The organism is uncultured Alcanivorax sp. (genome assembly GCF_947258575.1).
Classification (GTDB): Bacteria; Pseudomonadota; Gammaproteobacteria; order Pseudomonadales; family Alcanivoracaceae; genus Alcanivorax.
The window spans coordinates 288850-306129 of record NZ_CAMYIV010000005.1 but is presented as its reverse complement, the minus strand read 5'-3'; the positions used below and the strand labels follow the sequence as shown (position 1 = coordinate 306129).

Annotated in this window: 15 protein-coding genes; 7 read left to right on the top strand and 8 right to left on the bottom strand. The window is 60.0% G+C overall.

Annotated features, from left to right (window positions below; genetic code table 11):
• Nucleotides 1–80: 80 nt before the first annotated feature.
• The 6 genes from parE to thiC form a co-directional block, all read right to left on the bottom strand.
• Nucleotides 81–1967, bottom strand: a complete 1887-nt coding sequence (gene parE / locus Q0Y02_RS06425) for a DNA topoisomerase IV subunit B (protein WP_272997355.1) — start codon at nucleotides 1965–1967, stop codon at nucleotides 81–83.
• Nucleotides 1968–2049: 82 nt separating this feature from the next.
• Nucleotides 2050–2637 carry a YqiA/YcfP family alpha/beta fold hydrolase gene (locus Q0Y02_RS06420; protein ID WP_297766042.1) on the bottom strand — a complete coding sequence of 196 codons (588 nt, stop codon included), beginning with the start codon at nucleotides 2635–2637 and terminating at the stop codon, nucleotides 2050–2052.
• 181 nt (nucleotides 2638–2818) lie between these two features.
• Entirely contained in the window at nucleotides 2819–3625 is an 807-nt protein-coding gene (gene cpdA / locus Q0Y02_RS06415) for a 3',5'-cyclic-AMP phosphodiesterase (RefSeq protein ID WP_272975323.1), read from the bottom strand.
• Between the two features lie 159 nt (nucleotides 3626–3784).
• Nucleotides 3785–4252, bottom strand: a complete 468-nt coding sequence (locus Q0Y02_RS06410; RefSeq protein WP_272961445.1) for a DUF1249 domain-containing protein — start codon at nucleotides 4250–4252, stop codon at nucleotides 3785–3787.
• Nucleotides 4249–4878, bottom strand: a complete 630-nt coding sequence (locus Q0Y02_RS06405) for an NUDIX domain-containing protein (RefSeq protein ID WP_035250484.1) — start codon at nucleotides 4876–4878, stop codon at nucleotides 4249–4251. Before Q0Y02_RS06405 ends, Q0Y02_RS06410 begins: the two co-directional genes overlap by 4 nt.
• The gene (gene thiC, locus Q0Y02_RS06400) at nucleotides 4871–6754 is read right to left on the bottom strand and encodes a phosphomethylpyrimidine synthase ThiC (protein WP_297766031.1); all 1884 of its coding nucleotides are present in this window, start codon (nucleotides 6752–6754) and stop codon (nucleotides 4871–4873) included. The genes Q0Y02_RS06405 and thiC overlap by 8 nt, the downstream gene beginning before the upstream one ends.
• A gap of 162 nt (nucleotides 6755–6916) precedes the next feature.
• Here thiC and Q0Y02_RS06395 point away from each other — a divergent pair, with 162 nt between their 5' ends.
• Entirely contained in the window at nucleotides 6917–8323 is a 1407-nt protein-coding gene (locus tag Q0Y02_RS06395) for a TolC family outer membrane protein (RefSeq protein WP_297766028.1), read from the top strand.
• A 118-nt stretch (nucleotides 8324–8441) separates the two neighbouring features.
• Here Q0Y02_RS06395 and waaA read toward each other — a convergent pair whose 3' ends face one another.
• Nucleotides 8442–9713 (bottom strand): lipid IV(A) 3-deoxy-D-manno-octulosonic acid transferase, encoded by a 1272-nt coding sequence (gene waaA, locus Q0Y02_RS06390; RefSeq protein ID WP_297766025.1) that lies wholly within the window; start codon nucleotides 9711–9713, stop codon nucleotides 8442–8444.
• A 136-nt stretch (nucleotides 9714–9849) separates the two neighbouring features.
• Here waaA and Q0Y02_RS06385 point away from each other — a divergent pair, with 136 nt between their 5' ends.
• The 3 genes from Q0Y02_RS06385 to Q0Y02_RS06375 all read left to right on the top strand — a co-directional run bounded on the left by Q0Y02_RS06385 (nucleotide 9850) and on the right by Q0Y02_RS06375 (nucleotide 12301).
• The gene (locus Q0Y02_RS06385; protein ID WP_297766023.1) at nucleotides 9850–11043 is read left to right on the top strand and encodes an FAD-dependent oxidoreductase; all 1194 of its coding nucleotides are present in this window, start codon (nucleotides 9850–9852) and stop codon (nucleotides 11041–11043) included.
• Nucleotides 11044–11153: 110 nt separating this feature from the next.
• Nucleotides 11154–11942 (top strand): aldo/keto reductase, encoded by a 789-nt coding sequence (locus tag Q0Y02_RS06380; RefSeq protein ID WP_297766021.1) that lies wholly within the window; start codon nucleotides 11154–11156, stop codon nucleotides 11940–11942.
• A 17-nt stretch (nucleotides 11943–11959) separates the two neighbouring features.
• The gene (locus tag Q0Y02_RS06375) at nucleotides 11960–12301 is read left to right on the top strand and encodes a hypothetical protein (RefSeq protein ID WP_297766018.1); all 342 of its coding nucleotides are present in this window, start codon (nucleotides 11960–11962) and stop codon (nucleotides 12299–12301) included.
• Between the two features lie 117 nt (nucleotides 12302–12418).
• Here the strand turns inward: Q0Y02_RS06375 and Q0Y02_RS06370 are convergent, their stop codons facing one another.
• Entirely contained in the window at nucleotides 12419–13267 is an 849-nt protein-coding gene (locus Q0Y02_RS06370) for a patatin family protein (protein ID WP_297766016.1), read from the bottom strand.
• Nucleotides 13268–13576: 309 nt separating this feature from the next.
• Here Q0Y02_RS06370 and atzF point away from each other — a divergent pair, with 309 nt between their 5' ends.
• The 3 genes from atzF (at nucleotide 13577) to Q0Y02_RS06355 (ending at nucleotide 17204) form a co-directional block, all read left to right on the top strand.
• Nucleotides 13577–15367: an allophanate hydrolase gene (gene atzF, locus Q0Y02_RS06365; RefSeq protein ID WP_297766014.1), complete on the top strand. Its 1791-nt coding sequence runs from the start codon at nucleotides 13577–13579 to the stop codon at nucleotides 15365–15367.
• A complete protein-coding gene (locus Q0Y02_RS06360; protein WP_297766011.1) occupies nucleotides 15336–16184 on the top strand; it encodes a GntR family transcriptional regulator in 849 nt (282 codons plus the stop codon). Before atzF ends, Q0Y02_RS06360 begins: the two co-directional genes overlap by 32 nt.
• An 84-nt stretch (nucleotides 16185–16268) precedes the next feature.
• Nucleotides 16269–17204 carry a bile acid:sodium symporter family protein gene (locus tag Q0Y02_RS06355; RefSeq protein ID WP_297766008.1) on the top strand — a complete coding sequence of 312 codons (936 nt, stop codon included), beginning with the start codon at nucleotides 16269–16271 and terminating at the stop codon, nucleotides 17202–17204.
• Nucleotides 17205–17280: the final 76 nt, after the last annotated feature.

Sequence of the window (17280 nt, the reverse complement as noted above, 5' to 3'; positions counted from 1 at the left end):
AACGGCCAGCGCGAAGCGATAGCCTTTCAACACACAAGGAACTGGCTTCGCGTTGCAACTTTCCACTTGAAACTTTCCACTCAAATCTCAGCCAGATTGCCTTTCTCTTCCAGCCAGATCTTGCGATCGGAGGCGCGCTTCTTGCTCAGCAACATATCCATGAGCTGGTGGGTGTCATCGCCGCTGGTGACATCCAGGCGCACCAATCGGCGGGTATCTCGCGCCATGGTGGTTTCGCGCAGTTGCAGCGGATTCATTTCGCCCAGGCCCTTGAAGCGGGTGACGTTGACCTTGCCGCGCTTCTTTTCGGCCTTGATACGGTCCAACACGCCTGCACGCTCTTCCTTGTCCAGGGCGTAGTAAACCTCTTTGCCCACATCAATGCGGTACAGCGGTGGCATGGCCACGAACACATGGCCGTTCTTCACTAGCGCCGGGAAGTGACGCAGGAACAGGGCACAGATCAGGGTGGCGATATGCAGGCCGTCGGAATCCGCATCGGCAAGGATGCACACCTTGCCGTAACGCAGACCGCCCAGATCATCACTGCCCGGCTCGATACCCAGTGCCACGGCAATATCGTGAATTTCCTGGCTGCCCAGCACTTCGCCGGAGTCCACTTCCCAGGTGTTCATGATCTTGCCGCGCAGGGGCATGATGGCCTGGTAGACCCGGTCCCGGGCCTGCTTGGCAGAGCCACCCGCCGAGTCCCCTTCCACCAGAAAGATTTCGCTCTGGGACGGATCATCGCTGGTGCAGTCGGCCAGTTTGCCGGGCAGCGCCGGACCACTGGTGATCTTCTTGCGGGTGACTTTCTTGGCGGCCCGCAGACGCTTCTGGGCATTGTTGATGCACAGGTCCGCCAGCTTCTCTGCTTCATCGGTGTGCTGATTCAGCCACAGGGAAAAGGCATCCTTGACCACGCCGGACACGAACGCGGCGGTCTGCCGGGAACTGAGCCGCTCCTTGGTCTGGCCGGCGAACTGCGGGTCCTGCATCTTGACGCTGAGCACATAGGCAACCCGGTCCCAGATATCTTCCGGGGTCAGCTTTACGCCACGGGGCAACAGGTTGCGGAATTCACAGAACTCGCGCATGGCTTCCAGTAAACCAGAGCGCAGGCCATTCACATGGGTGCCGCCCTGGGGGGTGGGAATCAGGTTAACGTAGGATTCCTGCACCAGCTCGCCGCCTTCCGGCAGCCACATCACCGCCCAGTCCGCCGCTTCGGTTTCGGCGCTCATGGCACCATTGAAGGGCTCATCCGGCACCCGCTCCCAGCCACGACCGGATTCCAGCAGGTATTCGATCAGGCCATCAGCGAATTGCCAGGCATCCGTTTCACCGCTGACCTGGTTGTCCAGGGTAACCAGCAACCCCGGGCACAACACCGCCTTGGCGCGCAGCAGATGCTTGAGCCGGGAAACGGAAATCTTCGGTGAATCAAAATACTTGGCGTCGGGCCAGAAACGCAGAATGGTGCCGGTGTTGCGTTTGCCGACGGTATCGACCACTTCCAGATCGCTGCGTTTTTCGCCATCACCGAATTCCATCCGGTGCAGCTGGCCGTCCCGTTTCACCAGGATTTCCAGCTTGGTGGAGAGGGCGTTAACCACGGACACGCCGACACCATGGAGACCACCGCTGAACTGGTAGTTGTTGTTGGAGAACTTGCCGCCGGAATGCAGCGTGGACAGGATCACTTCCACCCCGGGCTTCTTCTGAACCGGGTGCATGTCCACCGGCATGCCGCGACCGTCATCCTCCACTTCCACGCCGCCATCTTTCAGCAGGGTGACCTTGATGGATTTGGCATGGCCGGCCAGGGCTTCATCCACCGAGTTGTCGATGACTTCCTGGGCCAGGTGGTTGGGACGGGAGGTATCGGTGTACATCCCCGGACGCTTGCGCACCGGGTCGAGGCCCGACAACACTTCAATATTTTCGGACGTATACGTATTGGCCATAGATTTTCCAGAAGCGCCAGACGCATGACGCCAGACGCTGAACGCTTGGCAGGATCAAGCGTCTGGCGTCTGGCCTCGGGCATCAGGCGTGTATTTCAATACCACAAAACCGCAGTATCAGCGGAATGAAGGCGTCAAAGTTATCAAAGCCGTGGCTGCCACCCAAGCCGCAATAGCGGTGGCAGTCCCCGTAATAGTCCCAGCCGTCTTCCCAATCGAGGGTTTCATCGCCGGTCTGGGTGAGCAGAAGCAGGTTTTCCGGCTGGCTGATGGCCGGCACTTCATAGCGCTTCAGCTCGTCCAGCCAGGCCGGATTGAATTCCCAGGCCTCGCCGGTGTGATAGTTATGCTGGATACCTGTGTATTTGTCCAGTAGTCGCCAGGGTCGAACCGCAGGATTTACGATTACCGCCTGCAAATCATGGTGCTCGGCCAGCCAGGTAGCATAGAAACCACCCAGAGATGAGCCCAGCAACGCCACCGGACCGGCCCCGGCAATCACCGCATCCAGCTCCGCCATGGCCGCCTTGGGCTCCACCGGCAGCGCCGGCACGTGCAACCGCTCCGGACAACCGGCACGCTCAAACACCTCTCGCAACCGGGTCGCCTTGTGGGACGCCGGGGAACTGTTGAAGCCGTGGATATAGATGAGAGAGGTTTCTGGAGCCATAGGAATTCAACAGGTCGGAGGATCAAACAGTGAACAGTGAACAGTGAACAGTGAACAGTGAACAGTGAACAGTGAACAGTGAACAGTGAACAGTGAACAGTGAACAGTGATGATGCTGGCAGGCCCGGTTGAGGAGTCAAGCGGTTTCGCTGTTAACTATTCACTATTAACTGTTCACTGATCAGTATCCCTTGACGCTGAAGTCCACCTCAAAGGTAATCCCCTCCACCCGGCTGACAGCGGTGTCGATGCGACCGTCCGGGTACAGGTCCAGCCAGCGGTAGCCCGGGTTGCTGTCGTCGACGGCGAAGTCTTCGCTTTTCGGTTTGAACTGCACGCAGGTGCTGGGCACTGCCAGCAGGCGTACGCCGTTGCGCAGGTCATCATATTCCTGATGCACATGGCCCCAGATAATGGCGCGCACACGGGGGTGGCGGTCGATGACGGCGAAAAACTGCTCGGCACTACCCACCACCTGGGTGTCCAGCCAGGCACACTCCATGGGCACCGGATGGTGATGCAGGCATACCATCAGATGTTCGCCACGGGCGTTGGCCAGGGCGTCATCGAGAAATTTCAGGTCTTCGTCAAACAGGTCGCCAGGGACTTCACCGGGGATGGTGGAGTCGAGCATGATGATGGTCCAGTTGCCGATCTCCAGCACACAGGGACTGATGCGCTCGCGATGGCAATCCAGGGCCTGGAGCATGGGGGCGGGCTTGTCGTGATTGCCTTCCAGCCAGTATACCGGTGCCGGGAAGGCAGAAAGGGCCTGCTCCAGCCGCTGATACGACTCAAAGGAAGCATCCTGGGACAGATCCCCGGTGGCCAGAATCAGGTCCGGACTGGGCTGCTCACCACGGATCAGCTCCAATACCTTATCCAGACTGAACTGGGTATTCAGGCCCAACAGCTTGCCTTGTGTATCGGCAAACAGATGGCAGTCTGATAACTGCACCACTCGAAGGGGCTGCAACTGCTGCGTCAAGATCCCCGCTCCCGTCCTCGATTTATTATTCCCGTTTGGGAGGCAGCGAATGCTCTCCCGAGCATTCCCTCAACGCTCATGAATCACTTATAACCAAGATGATGGCACTTTTCTAGGAAAGACGTCCAAGATCAGGACATGGTTAGCATTTCTTTACAGCTACCTTGAGGAATTACCGGTCACCTGCTGGCGCCAGTCGTTGCCTGCATCACGACCATGGTCGTGGACATGGCGCAACCACTCGGCCAGGAAACGGTTCCACTGCACTTTTTCATCACGCTGGTGCATATGGCGATTGGGATAGGCATAGCGGGCATTGACCCGCCGAAAAGGACGCGCCTCGGTGACTTCAGCCAGGCGCGCATCGTGATACAGCCGCACGGTCAGGCGTGAGGCCGGCAACACATCCAGCAACTCCTGGTCTTCCAGGCGTACGGTGGTGGTATAAGGGGAGCGTTCCAGCACCCGCAGTTGCAAGGTATGAGTATGCTGGGTGTGACCCAGCTCCACATCCATGCTGTCGCGCTCACCCATGGCGTTCATCAACGGCAGCATGCGGGCGTAGTTTTCCTCGCACTGGCTCATCAGGGCCCGAAAATCCAGCCGGTAGCGATCGCGGCGTTTCATACTCCGTCCCAGGCTGCATCCAGCCGGTCGCGGTGCAGCAGCAGCCACTGCAGAGCAATCAGCGACGCCGCGTTATCCACCAGACCGGACGCCAGCAATTCGGGAATCTCTGCCACCGGCACGGTCAGGGCACGAATGTCCTCACCTTCGTCCGGGCACCCGAAGATACCGCCGGCGTCAGCCAGATCTGCCTGGCCGACAAATACCTGCAGACGCTCATTGGTGCCACCGGGGCTGGGCATATAGGCGGCGATGGTTTCCATCTCGCCCAGGGTAATGCCTGCTTCCTCCATGGCTTCACGGCGGATCAGGTCAGCGGCACTTTCGCCGTCCTTGTCAGCAATGCCGGCGATCAACTCCAGACACCAGGGCGACTGGCGCCATTCCAGCGCGCCCACACGGAACTGCTCCACCAGCAGGATTTCACCCCGGCGGGGATCATAGGGCAGCACCGCCGACGCCTGCGGGCGCACAAACAGCTCCCGGCGTACCGGTTTGCCCCAGCCGCCGCTGTACTGCCGGTGTCTCAGGGTCAGGGTGTCGACACGAAAGAAGCCCTGAAACGGGGTAACCCGTTCCAGCACTTCCACGTCATCGGGGCCGAACAGCGGCTTCAGATCACTCATTGGCTTCATGGTAAAGGGCGCTACCCTTTTCACGGAACTCCTTGGATTTCTCTTCCATGCCGGCCTCCGCGTCCGCCTGCGCCACCTGCTCTCTGCCATCGCCGTAAATCTCACGGACTTCCTGGCTGATCTTCATGGAGCAGAACTTGGGCCCGCACATGGAGCAGAAATGCGCCACCTTGTGGGCCTGCTTGGGCAGGGTTTCATCGTGGAATTCCCGGGCACGGTCCGGGTCCAGGCCCAGATTGAACTGGTCTTCCCAGCGGAATTCGAAGCGCGCCTTGGACAGGGCATTGTCGCGCAGCTGGGCGCCCGGATGCCCCTTGGCCAGATCCGCCGCATGGGCGGCAATCTTGTAGGTAATGATGCCTTCCTTCACGTCTTCCCGGTTGGGCAGACCCAGGTGCTCTTTGGGCGTCACATAGCAGAGCATGGCGGTGCCGTACCAACCGATCATGGCGGCGCCAATGGCGCTGGAAATGTGATCGTAGCCCGGAGAGATATCGATAGTCAGCGGACCCAGGGTGTAGAACGGCGCCTCACCACAGTGCTTCAGCTGCTCGTCCATGTTGGCCTTGATCATGTGCATGGGCACGTGGCCGGGGCCTTCGATCATCACCTGCACGTCGTGCTCCCAGGCGATCTTGGTGAGTTCACCCAGGGTGCGCAGTTCACTGAACTGGGCTTCATCGTTGGCATCGGCAATGGATCCGGGGCGCAAGCCATCACCCAGACTGAAGGTCACGTCGTAAGCCTTCATGATCTCGCAGATGTCTTCGAAATGGGTGTAGAGAAAGCTCTCTTTGTGGTGAGCCAGGCACCACTTGGCCATGATCGAGCCACCGCGGGAGACAATACCGGTGACCCGGTTGGCGGTCATCGGCACGTAGCGCAGCAGTACGCCGGCGTGAATGGTGAAGTAGCTCACCCCCTGCTCGGCCTGCTCGATCAGGGTGTCGCGGAAGATTTCCCAGGTCAGGTCTTCGGCCACGCCGTTGACCTTTTCCAGTGCCTGATAGATCGGCACCGTGCCGATGGGCACCGGCGAGTTACGCAGAATCCACTCGCGGGTTTCATGGATATTGTCGCCGGTGGACAGGTCCATCACCGTATCGCCGCCCCAGCGGGTGGCCCAGGTCATCTTGGACACTTCTTCCTCGATGGAAGAGGTCACCGCCGAGTTACCGATGTTGGCATTGATCTTGGTAAGGAAGTTACGGCCGATGATCATCGGCTCGATTTCCGGGTGGTTGATATTTACCGGAATCACCGCCCGGCCGCGGGCCACTTCGTCACGGACAAATTCCGGGGTGATTTCCGCCGGGATGCTGGCGCCGAAATCCTGCCCCGGATGCTGATCCATGGGCAGCCCCGCTTCCCGGTGCTCACGCAACCGCTGGTTCTCGCGGATGGCGATAAATTCCATTTCCGGGGTAATGATGCCCTGGCGGGCATAGTGCATCTGGCTGACGTTCTTGCCGGCTTTGGCACGGCGCGGAACGCGGGTGTGCTGGAAACGCAACCCGGCCGTTTTCAGGTCCTTGGCGCGCTTTTGCCCGTATTCACTGGTCAAACCATCCAGTTGCTCGGTATCATCCCTTTCCTGAATCCAGTTCATACGGATTGGCGCCAAGCCCCGCCGCACATCAATGGTCACGTCCGGGTCGGTATAGGGGCCGGACGTATCGTAGACGCTAACCGGTGGGTTATCCTCGAACTTTCCGTCCGCCAACGGGGTCGGACTCTGGCGTATTTCTCGCATGGGGACACGAATGTCCGGGCGAGAGCCGGTAACATAAATTTTTTGCGAGCCGGCGATAGGCTGGCAGGATTCATCAATCGTATTAGCGGTGATGGGGCGCTGATCGTCTGGCACGTCGGCCTCCGGAAAACATGGGAAAAGACAGGAATGGCGGACACTATACGCCAGCGCCTATCGGCCAAACAACCGCGACACCGGTGTGACAGAAGCCGTATCAATTTTCTGTACCACCCAGTACTATAATGACCAAACTCACCCAGGAAAGAGTGCACCAGAATGAAGCGCAGCCCAACCAAGATCCTCGTTCTCATGCTGACCTCACTGGCCAGTTCCGTCCACGCCGCCGATCTGGTCGAGATCGCCAACGCCGCCTGGAGCTATGACGGCACCTGGCGAGCCGCCCGCATGAGCTGGGACGCGGACCAGCAACTGCTGGTGCAGGGCCGTGCGGCATTATTCCCCACTGTCTCCGCCACTTATGGCCGGTATGACACAGAGCGTGATTTGAAGGACTTGGGCGTCACCCAGGAATTCGGCACCGAGACCACCACGGTGCAACTGACGCAGCCGTTGTTCCGCGTGGATGCCTGGTACGGCTACAAGGAAGCCAAGTCGAGCACCGATATTGCCCAAGCCAATTTCCAACAGGCCCGGCAGGATTTTGTCCTGCGCGTGGCCCAGGGCTACTTCGGTGTACTGCGCGCCTGGGACACCTTGGTGTCCGCCAAGGCCGAAGAAAAAGCCATCGGCCGGCAACTGGAACAGACCCAGGAACGTTTCGATGTGGGACTGGTACCCGCCACCGATGTGGAAGAAGCCCAGGCCACCTATGACCTGACCCGGGTGAACCTGATTGTCGCCCAGCAACAATATGACATCGCCCGCGATCAGCTGGAATCGCTGAGCGGTCAACGCTGGGAAACACTCTCTGAACTCAAAGACGAACTGCCCATGAAAGGCCCGCAACCGGCCGACATGAATGACTGGATCGACAAGGCCCAGTCCCAAAACCCCCAGGTTCTGGCCGCCCGGTATAATTCCGAACTGACAGAAAAAACGGCCAAACGCCAGTTGGGAGCCCAGCTTCCCCAAGTTCAATTTGTTGCCCAGTACCAGAACGCCAACTCCATCCCTGAAGATAATAGCGCCTCAGGCTTTGGTACCGGGGTCAACCCGGACAGCGACACCAAACAGATCGGCGTGGAAGTCACCATGCCTCTGTTTCAGGGGGGCGGCCTGAACAGCCGCCGCAAGGAAGCCTCTCTGCGTGCAGATGCTGCGGTCTACCAGTACCAGCAGGCCCTGCGCGATATCATTCAGCAGGCCCGCAGTGCCTATCGCACAGTGGAATCCGATGCCCTGCGCGTGAGCGCCCGCAAGCAGGCCATCCGCTCCGCCCGCTCGGCCCTGGAAGCTACCCAGTCAGGTTACGAGGTCGGTACCCGTAATGTGGTGGACGTGCTCAACGCCCAGCAGGCCCTGTTCGCCGCCGAACGCGACTACGCCAACGCCCGTTACGACTACATCATCAACTCCCTGACCCTGAAATCCACCACCGGTGACCTTCAGCAGGGAGACCTGGCAGGCATCAACCAGTGGCTCTCGGACACCAACACCCTGAACATCTACCAGCCGGACCTGGAAGGCCGCAGCGACGCGCTGGTGCCTGACGCGCGGTACTGAAGAGCAGTGAATAGTTGCGCGTGTGAGCGCAACCATTCTCTGAAAGCCAAGAGGCCGCGCCCATACACTGGGCGCGGCCTCTTGCGTTTAATGCTGTAAAAGTCCTTTCGCGTCGCTGTTAACTATTCACTGTTAACTGTTCACTAATCAGTTCAAGCCCTTTCTCCAGCGCCCCACGATTGGCTTCCACCACCGCTGCGGCCGCCTGCCCCTGACGCTGGCGTTGATCCGGATATCGGAACAGGGCCTGCAAGGCAATCGCCAGGGCATCCGCATTGTCCACCAGGGCCAGGGCATCGGCATCATCCAGCAGCCCGGCGATGGCGGTAAAGTTGTGCAGGTGCGGCCCGGTAACGACCGGCTTGCCCCAGCCGGCCGGCTCCAGCAGATTGTGCCCGCCCACCGGCACCAGCGAACCACCGACAAACGCCACATCCGCCACACCGAACAGCATCAGCAGTTCGCCCATGGTATCGGCCAGGTAAACCCCGGTGTCGGCCGAGATTGCCTCTTGCCTGCTGCGCCGGGCCAGCGCGAGCCCCTGCTGGCGAATCAACTGCGCCACGCTGTCGAACCGTTCCGGATGCCGGGGCACCAGCACCAGCAGCGCATTGGGCAGCACTTGCAGCAATGCCTGGTGGGCTACCAGTACAGGCTCATCCTCGCCAGGGTGCGTACTGGCAGCGATCCATACCGGGCGCTCGCCAATTTCCGCCCGCAAACTCGCCGCCGCCTGCCGGACCGTATCGTCCAGGCTCATGTCGAATTTCACGCTGCCGATGGCATGGACCCGTTCCGGCCAGGCCCCCAGGGCGATATAACGCTCCCGTTCCACCGGGGTCTGCACCGCCAGGGCATCGAACCGCGCCATCATCGGTCGCACCAGGCGGGGAAGCTTGCTGTAGCCCCGGTAGCTTTTTTCCGACAAGCGCCCGTTCATCAGCATCAGCTTGGCGCCGTGACGTTTCACCGCTGCACACAGGTTGGGCCACAATTCGGTTTCCAGCACGATCACCGTTTTCGGATCAAACGCTCGCAGAAAACGGTTCAGCGCAGTGGGCAACTCCCAGGGGCAATAGACATGGGTCACCCGATCTCCGAACAGGGCTTTCACCCGCTCCGAACCGGTGGGTGTCGTCGTGGTCACCAGCAATGGCGTATCCGGATAATCCGCCAGCAACCGCTCGATCATCGGCACTGCCGCCAGGGTTTCCCCCACCGACACCGCATGCACCCAGATGCTGTTTTTCAGGGTGCCGGGGCGATACCCCCAGGCCATGCGTTCCTTCCAGCGCTGACGATAGGCCGGCGCCTGCCGACCGCGCAGCCAAAGGCGCAAAAACAGTAACGGGAGCAGTAAATACCAAAGAAAGGAGTAAAGGGTTTGCATAGGCGCTCTTGTCTCGGTGTGAGGACTGCTTGCATGCATAACGCTACAGGAAAAGCAGGGTAATGCCTGTTGCCTGCTTGCGTGCCCGCAGCGCAGCCTATGCTAGCATAGCGGCAACTTTCTCTGATGGTGAGCCATGAGTCACTCCCCTCTGAAACCCGACATTCTGATCTTCGGCGGCGGCATTGCCGGCCTGTGGCTGATCAACCGGCTCAACGCGGCCGGATACCAGTGCCTGCTGCTTGAAACCGACACCCTGGGCGGCGACCAGACCCTGGCCAGCCAGGGCATTATTCACGGCGGCCTCAAGTATGCCCTGGGCGGCAACCTGTCCAGTGAATCGGAATCCATTGCCACCATGCCGGACCGCTGGCGTGCGGCCATGGCCGGCGACGATCCGGTGGACCTGCGCCAGCTGCAAGTGCTCAGCGATACCCAGCACATGTGGTCCAGTGGTTCCGTGGCCTCGCGCATGACCAACTTCTTCGCCAGCAAGATGCTGCGTGGGCGCATCGAAAAACTGAAGCGGGAGCATTTCCCTTCCGCGCTGGCGGACAAGGCCTTCAAGGGCAATGTCTACAAGCTGGATGATCTGGTCATCAACACCGAATCATTGATCGACACCCTGGCCGCGCCGGTGCGTGAACGCCTGCTGGCCTTCGATATGGAACGCGATTCTCTGGAATGGGGAGAGCAAGGGCTGAAGGCGGTAACCGTCAATGGCCAGCGTATCGAACCGGCCCTGACCATCCTGTCCGCCGGCAATGGCAACCCGGCACTGCTGGACGGCGCCCATCAGGCCCACCTGCTGCCCGAGGAACACAGCCAGTTACGGCCGCTGAAAATGTTGCTGGTGAAACACGACCTGGGCCACCGCCTTTACGCCCACTGCGTCGGCACCAGCAACAAGCCGGTGCTCACCGTGACCACCCATGACTGCCCGGATGGCAAGGTGGTCTGGTATCTGGGCGGCGACCTGGCCGAGCGGGGCGTGGAACGCAGTGACCAGGAACAACTGGCCGCCGGCCGAGACGAAATGAAGCAGTTGTTTCCCTGGCTCGATTTCAGCCAGGCCGAATTCGCTGTCCTCAACGTGACCCGCGCCGAACCGAAACAACAGGCGCTGGTAAAACCGGACAACGCCTACGCCCACCGCGATCACAACCTGATCGTCGCCTGGCCCACCAAACTCACCCTGGCCCCGGATCTGGGCGACAGAGTGATGGCGTTGGTCAAAGAAAGCGGCCTGGAACCGGGGACACCGCTAACGGTACCGGCAGCGCTGGAACAGGCGCCCATGGGCGTGCCGTACTGGCACCGCTGTTTTTGATCCCCCTGCAGGAGCGCCGCTTGAGGCGCGAACCTGCTTGCGACGGCTTTCCCAAGTACAATTCGCGCCTCAAGCGGCGCTCCTACAGCGAGAATGTTTCAGGAGACTTCATGTCCTTCATGCGCCCGCTGGGCAACACAGGGTTAACCGTCAGCGCTCTCGGCCTTGGCACGGTAAAGATCGGCCGCGACAAGGGCGTGAAATACCCCAGCGCCTTCACCATTCCCGATGACAAGTCGGTGGTGGAATTGATCGCCCGGTCCCGGGACCTGGGCCTGAACCTGATCGACACCGCACCGGCCTATGGCCGCAGCGAAGAGCGCCTGGGACAACTGCTCCGCGATCGCCAGCACTGGGTCATCGTTACCAAGGTGGGCGAGGAGTTCGACAACGACAGCGGCGACAGCCACTTCGATTTCTCCCCGGAACATGTACGCACCTCGGTGGAACGCAGCCTCAAGCGACTCAATACCGACTACCTGGATTGTGTGCTGGTGCATTCCGACGGCAACGATCTGGACGTCCTCAACATGGGCACCCTGGATGCCCTCAACGATCTGAAAAAAGACGGCCTGATCCGCGCCACCGGCATGTCCAGCAAGACCGTGGCCGGCGGTATCGACACCCTCAACCAGGCAGACGTGGCCATGGTCACCTACAACCTGGCCCATGATGAAGAGCTACCGGTGATCGAACACGCCGCCGCCCGGAACAAGGGCATCCTGATCAAGAAAGCTTTTGCCAGCGGCCACCTGCACAACCAGGGAAAGGACCCGGTGCAGGAAAGCATGAACAAGATCCTTGGCACCCCCGGCGTCGGCAGTATTATTGCCGGCACCATCAACCCGCAGCACCTGCGGGAGAACGTGGAAAAAGCACGCCGCGCCTGCGGCGAATAACAAAAAAAGGAAACACTATGCGCAGCTTACTAAGTATCGCGCTGTTATTACTGGCCTCAGCCGGCCAGGCCGACAAGGTCTATCTTCTGGAAAACGCACCCAGCGACTGCCGGGGCGGCGATACCGTTACTATAGAAACCGGCGGCAAACTTCAGGGCCTGCTGTTCAGTGACGCCTGGATCGAAAACAACGCCAAAAAGAAACTGTTCAAGGCCATCAAAAAAGCCGACGGCAACCGGGCAGTCCTGAAAGACCGGCGCGTGTTTCTGATGGATAATCATCATCGCGGGATTCAACGCATTGAGCTGGAAGCCTGGACCTGGCGCTGTGAAGGGCAATTAAAAATTGATAATGAATAATTGATAATGGAAAGCCGCCAGGTTTCGAGGCCGCAGGCTGCGTTGCAAGCGCCGCGCTTGCGCTGACCTTACCCGACTGGTGTAGGGTGGGTTAGCCCGAAGGGCGTAACCCACCAGTTAACCCACCGCTTCCAATGGCTGCTCGCCCAGTGCCACCGACGCCGCCTGATGTCCTTGCCAATAGCCCTGCTCCAGCTTCTGCCCATTGGTGGTCAAGCGGCTCACCGGAAAATCCCGGCCCGGCGCAATCACGGTTAGCCGACAATCCGCCGGCGGATTATCAATAAAGTCCAGCGCGTCATTGTAGGCTTGCGAGCGCTTGAGCATGCCCGCATACAAACCCGGCATATCCTTGACCCAGGGTTTCAGCAGCGGCGTCAACGCGCTGGGTTTCTTGCGATAGCCCTGATGCCGCGACAGCACCACGGTGATATCCCTGGCGCCCTGCTCATAGGCCCAACGCACCGGAATGGAATCGCCCAGCCCGCCATCAGTCATGGGATGCCCGTTCACCGTGGGGAATTGCCGGTAAGCAAAAGGAATGGAACAGGACGCCGTCATGATCTCATTCAGGTTATCCGGCGTCGCCCGATGATAACGGGGCGCACCGTCCTCCACAGACGTGGTTACCACCCATAGCGGTGTCTGCGACTGCCAGTGCCGGCCCAGATTGAGCGGCACATCCTGCAAGGATTGATGCCATAACCAGTGCACGTCACACAGATGACCGCCGCTCATGAAACGCTGCCAGTTGATGAACTCAGCCCGGCAGGCGTGATCGGTGATGATGCGCCGACTGCGCCCATGATCCCCGGCCAGGTAACCAATCAGATTGGTAGAGCCGGCGGACACGCCCACCGCAAAATCGAATTCCCGGTACTCATTTTCCAGAAAGGCATCCAGCACCCCGGCGGCAAAAATACCGCGCATGGCGCCTCCTTCCACAACCAGCGCTCGCGAAGACATGCACGCCTCCTGTTGGATCCGACTTCCTTATCAACTCTGTCAAAACGCGGCCAAAAGCGGAAATAGCACAGCCCTTTTCCCGCCATCGTTGCCGGCAATAGCAGTGCCAAACCGCAACGCAACCTTTTGCACTCTTACAGCGCAGCTGCATCAGCGTGGCGCATACCAGCCTGACGGCTGCCGCCGATAACGTCAGCCCTCAGAGATTTAATTTTTGTAAAAACAATCACTTAAATTATTTCCATTCGTTTGGCACCGCCTTTGCACAAGTCCGCATACCAACTTGTGTACAACCAGGTGTGCTAACGAATGATTGGCTGGACTCTTCAACAATGGCAGGCGGCCTACCGCAGCGGTGACCTCACCCCGGTACAGGCCATGAAACAACTGGCGACACTGCTGCACGACAGCGAGCGCGCCCTGTGGATTCACCTGCTGGACGAGTCCTCTCTGCTTGCCCAGGCCAATGCCCTGACCGACCCGGATCTGCCTTTATACGGCGTGCCTTTTGCGGTGAAGGACAATATCGATGTGGCCGGCATTCCCACCACCGCCGCCTGCCCCGCCTTTGCCTACATCCCGCAGGAAGACGCCACCGTGGTCAGACTTCTGCGCGAGGCCGGCGCCATTGTGGTGGGCAAAACCAACCTGGATCAGTTCGCCACCGGCCTGGTTGGCACCCGCTCCCCTTACGGTGAGGTACCCAACCCTTTCAACCCCGACTACCTCAGCGGCGGCTCCAGTTCCGGCTCCGCTGTCAGTGTCAGCCTGGGGCTGGTGCCTTTCTCCCTGGGTACCGACACCGCTGGCTCCGGGCGAATTCCCGCTGCCTTCACCAATACCGTGGGCCTGAAACCCACCCGCGGTGCCGCCAGTACCAAAGGTGTGGTGCCAGCCTGTCGAACACTGGACTGTGTCAGCGTCTTTGCGCTGAACGTAGAAGACGCCCAGAGCGTTTACCGCATCATCGGCCAGTTCGATAGCGCCGATGCCTACTGTCGCCAGGCACCGTCGCGCCAGAACACCAGGCTGCCGCCTCGCCCCCGACTGGGCATCCCCAGGGACCTGCCCTGGTTCGGTGATACCCGGGCGAAAGCGCTCTGGGAACAGCAACTGGAAAGCCTCAGCCGCATTGCCGAACTGGTTACCGTGGACACCATGGTGCTGCAGGATGCTGCCGCCCTGCTCTATCAGGGGCCCTGGGTCGCCGAGCGTTTCACCGTCACCGAAGCCCTGCTGCACAGGCAGCCGGACGCAGTACTGCCGGTCATTCGCGACATCCTCGAACCGGCCGCACAACTCAGCGCCGTTGACAGTTTCCGTGCCCAATACCGGCTGGCCGAACTCAAGCGCCAGTCCGACACCCTGCTGGCGGAGGTAGATGCGTTACTCCTGCCCACGGCGCCGGGGATCTACACCCGCGACGCAGTGCGCGACGACCCCATCACCCTGAACAGCCAACTGGGCACCTGGACCAACTTCGTCAATCTGCTGGACCTGTGTGCGCTGGCCTTACCCGGCGGCTTTCGGGATGACGGTCTGCCCGGGGGCGTCACCCTGATCGCCCCGGCCTGGAACGACCATGCCCTGGCCGAATTCGGACAACGCTGGCAACAACACCAGCCCTGGCAGGCCGGCGCCACCGGACTGGATCTGCCCGCGCCGCAAACACCCACCACCATTGACGATGACAACACCATCACCGTGGCCGTAGTCGGCGCCCACCTCACCGGCATGCCACTCAACAGCCAGCTCACCGAGCGTGACGCGGTGCTGCTGGAAGCCACTCACACCGCACCCTGCTACCGCCTCTACGCCCTGGCCAACACGGTACCTCCCAAGCCCGGCCTGATCCGCAATGAAAAGGACGGCGGCGCCAGCATTCCCATCGAACTGTGGCAAATGCCGATCGAACACTTCGGCAGCTTTGTCGGCCTGATTCCCGCCCCGCTGGGCATCGGCAGCCTGGAAACCGTGGATGGCCGCTGGGTGAAGGGCTTTATCTGCGAGCCCTGGGCCATCGATGACGCCACCGACATTACCGAACTGGGCGGGTGGAGACACTACAGTGCTTCACTCCATCAGACCGCTTCTCGATAAAGACGGCCCGCTACAGAGTGAAACCGATGGAAACAACGTCATGACTCTATCTCCCAGTAACAGACAACCTAGCCTGTCAGAACAGATCTATGCCCGGCTCAAGCAAGATATCTTTGATTTTCGTCTGCTGCCCGGAGACCGTTTCACCGAAAACCACATAGCCGAAAAAATGGGCTCCTCACGCACACCCGTTCGCGAAGCGTTGTTTCGCTTGCAGCGTGAATCGTATGTGGATGTCCTGTTCCGCAGCGGCTGGCAGGTGAAACCGTTTGATTTTCGCTATTTCGAAGAACTCTACGGTGTCCGCACCGCTCTCGAATGCGCGGCAGTGGACACCCTCTGCAAGCTCCCAAGGGGAGCTGCAGCAAACCAAACGCTGCAGCAACTGATGCAACAATGGAGCCTCTCACCCATCGAAAGACTGACGGACGGCCCTGCCGTCGCCGTCATGGACGAGAACTTCCACGGCCAACTTGTCGCCGCCGCGGGCAACCGGGAAATGGAACGCATTCATCAGGATCTTACCGAACGACTGCGTATCATCCGGCGCCTGGATTTCACCCAGCAAGACCGCATTGCGGCCACCTATGACGAACACGCCGCCATCCTCAAGGCCGTTGAGAATGGCCAGGCTGAAGATGCCAAGCATCATCTGCAGAGCCACATCGAATCCTCCCGACATGCCGTCCGCAACATTACCCTGCACATGCTGCAGGAAGCCCATGCTAACAATCAGAACACTGCTGCAATCAGAAGCCATATTCATAGGGGAGGGGCCACTACCGCCGCAATACCACAGCCGGATAGCTCTTCCTGAATCACCGCTTTCACGGGTTGCTCCTGTGCGTCGATACCCTAGTCAGCTTACACTGGCCGCCTTGCACACTGACAGGCGACCACAATGCTCAACCGGATGACCCAATTGTTCCCGCTATGGGCCCTGTTGTTTTCCCTGCTGGCCTACTGGCAACCTGCCCTGCTGGTCGGCGGCAAGGACGCTATTGTGCCATTGCTCATGCTGATCATGTTCGGCATGGGCCTGTCGCTCACCTGGGAGGATTTTCAGCGGGTGCTGCGCCAGCCGGGAATTATCGCCCTGGGGCTGCTGCTGCAGTACAGCCTGATGCCATTGCTCGCCTTTGCCATCGGCATCGCCCTGCAGCTGCCCCAGGAATTACTGGTGGGGCTGGTACTGGTGGGCGCCTGCCCCGGCGGCACTGCGTCCAATGTGATCGCCTATCTGGCGCGGGCGGATGTGGCCCTGTCCGTGGCCATTACCTTTGCCTCTACCCTCGTGGCGGTGGTTGCCACGCCTTTACTGACCTGGGTGTATCTAGGCGAGCGCATTCCGGTGCCCATCGATGGCATGCTGATTTCATTGCTGCAAATCGTGCTGCTGCCGGTGACCGTGGGCTGCTTTCTCAACACCCGCTTTGCCCGCCAGCTGGCACCGCTGCGGGATGTCTTTCCGCTGGTTTCCGTGGCGGCCATTGTGGTGGTGATCGGGATTATCGTGGCACTGAACCAGGGACGCATTGCCCAGGCAGGCATTGCCATCTTTATTGCGGTGGTGGCCCACAACGGTCTCGGCCTGGCCAGCGGCTACGGCATCGCACGGCTGTTGCGCCTGGATAAAAAGCGCGCCCGCACCCTCGCCATTGAAGTGGGCATGCAGAATTCCGGGCTGGGAGTGGCTCTGGCGGTGAAGCACTTCAGTGCCATGGCCGCGCTACCCGGTGCGCTATTCAGTATCTGGCACAATTTGTCCGGATCCTTCCTGGCCACAATCTGGCAACATGATACTTCTGGTTCAAACATTTGTAGCGACAACGAATAACATCATTAGCAAAATCACTTGGGAGCAAGGCCCTGCCCATAAAAAAAGCGGACCAGAGGCCCGCTTTGATATTGCT

Bases quoted from the DNA above. Each gene is read 5' to 3' on its own strand.
- Q0Y02_RS06355 (WP_297766008.1), top strand. From the start codon at position 16,269: ATGCTCAACCGGATGACCCAATTGTTCCCGCTATGGGCCCTGTTGTTT.
- Q0Y02_RS06375 (WP_297766018.1), top strand. From the start codon at position 11,960: ATGCGCAGCTTACTAAGTATCGCGCTGTTATTACTGGCCTCAGCCGGC.
- Q0Y02_RS06410 (WP_272961445.1), bottom strand. From the start codon at position 4,252: ATGAAACGCCGCGATCGCTACCGGCTGGATTTTCGGGCCCTGATGAGC.
- Q0Y02_RS06405 (WP_035250484.1), bottom strand. From the start codon at position 4,878: ATGAGTGATCTGAAGCCGCTGTTCGGCCCCGATGACGTGGAAGTGCTG.
- Q0Y02_RS06420 (WP_297766042.1), bottom strand. From the start codon at position 2,637: ATGGCTCCAGAAACCTCTCTCATCTATATCCACGGCTTCAACAGTTCC.
- Q0Y02_RS06395 (WP_297766028.1), top strand. From the start codon at position 6,917: ATGAAGCGCAGCCCAACCAAGATCCTCGTTCTCATGCTGACCTCACTG.
- atzF (WP_297766014.1), top strand. From the start codon at position 13,577: ATGATTGGCTGGACTCTTCAACAATGGCAGGCGGCCTACCGCAGCGGT.
- waaA (WP_297766025.1), bottom strand. From the start codon at position 9,713: ATGCAAACCCTTTACTCCTTTCTTTGGTATTTACTGCTCCCGTTACTG.
- Q0Y02_RS06385 (WP_297766023.1), top strand. From the start codon at position 9,850: ATGAGTCACTCCCCTCTGAAACCCGACATTCTGATCTTCGGCGGCGGC.
- parE (WP_272997355.1), bottom strand. From the start codon at position 1,967: ATGGCCAATACGTATACGTCCGAAAATATTGAAGTGTTGTCGGGCCTC.
- Q0Y02_RS06370 (WP_297766016.1), bottom strand. From the start codon at position 13,267: ATGTCTTCGCGAGCGCTGGTTGTGGAAGGAGGCGCCATGCGCGGTATT.
- Q0Y02_RS06380 (WP_297766021.1), top strand. From the start codon at position 11,154: ATGTCCTTCATGCGCCCGCTGGGCAACACAGGGTTAACCGTCAGCGCT.